This is a genomic window from Rhizobium sp. CF122, from assembly GCF_000282035.1.
In the GTDB taxonomy this organism is placed as follows: Bacteria; Pseudomonadota; Alphaproteobacteria; order Rhizobiales; family Rhizobiaceae; genus Rhizobium.
In genome coordinates, this window is sequence record NZ_AKKA01000115.1 from 1 (window position 1) to 1,157 (window position 1,157).

A 1,157-nucleotide genomic window follows, 5' to 3' on the forward strand; every position below is an offset into this window, starting at 1 on the left:
ACGATGCCTGCGCCGACGGTACGGCCGCCTTCGCGGATAGCGAAGCGCAGCTTTTCTTCCATCGCGATCGGAACGATCAGCTCGACGTCAACCGTGACGTTATCGCCAGGCATAACCATTTCCGTGCCTTCCGGCAGGGTGACGATACCGGTCACGTCCGTCGTGCGGAAGTAGAACTGCGGACGGTAGTTGGTGAAGAACGGCGTATGACGGCCGCCTTCTTCCTTCGTCAGGATGTAGGCTTCAGCCTTGAACTTCTTGTGCGGCTTGACAGAGCCCGGCTTGCACAGGATCTGACCACGCTCGACGCCGTCACGGTTCACACCGCGAACCAGTGCACCGATGTTGTCGCCAGCCTGGCCCTGATCGAGCAGCTTGCGGAACATTTCAACGCCGGTAACCGTCGTCTTCGAGGTCGGGCGGATGCCGACGATTTCGACTTCTTCACCAACCTTGACAATGCCACGCTCGACGCGGCCGGTCACGACCGTACCACGGCCGGAGATCGAGAACACGTCTTCGATCGGCATCAGGAACGGCTGGTCGATCGGGCGCTCAGGCGTCGGGATGTAGGCGTCAACAGCCGCCATCAGCTCGCGGATCGCGTCTTCGCCGATCTTCTTGTCGGAGTCTTCCAGAGCGGCAAGAGCCGAGCCCTTGATGACCGGAATGTCGTCGCCCGGGAAGTCGTAGGACGACAGAAGCTCGCGCACTTCCAGCTCGACGAGTTCGAGAAGCTCGGCGTCGTCAACCTGGTCAACCTTGTTGAGGAACACGACGATCGCCGGAACGCCAACCTGGCGAGCCAGCAGGATGTGCTCGCGGGTCTGCGGCATCGGGCCGTCAGCTGCCGAGCACACCAGGATCGCGCCGTCCATCTGGGCGGCACCGGTGATCATGTTCTTGACGTAGTCGGCGTGGCCGGGGCAGTCAACGTGGGCATAGTGACGGTTCGGCGTCTCATATTCGACGTGCGCCGTCGAGATGGTGATGCCGCGGGCCTTTTCTTCCGGAGCCGCGTCGATCTGGTCGTACGCCTTGAACTCGCCGAAATACTTCGTGATCGCTGCCGTCAGAGACGTCTTGCCGTGGTCAACGTGGCCGATCGTGCCGATGTTAACGTGCGGCTTGTTGCGCTCAAACTTACTCTTTGCCAT

General features: G+C 61.2%; 1 protein-coding gene. It reads right to left on the reverse strand.

Annotation, left to right across the window (positions count from 1 at the left end):
• On the reverse strand, positions 1–1,157 hold a 1,157-nt coding region (tuf, locus tag PMI09_RS27040), incomplete at both ends, for an elongation factor Tu (protein WP_007801868.1).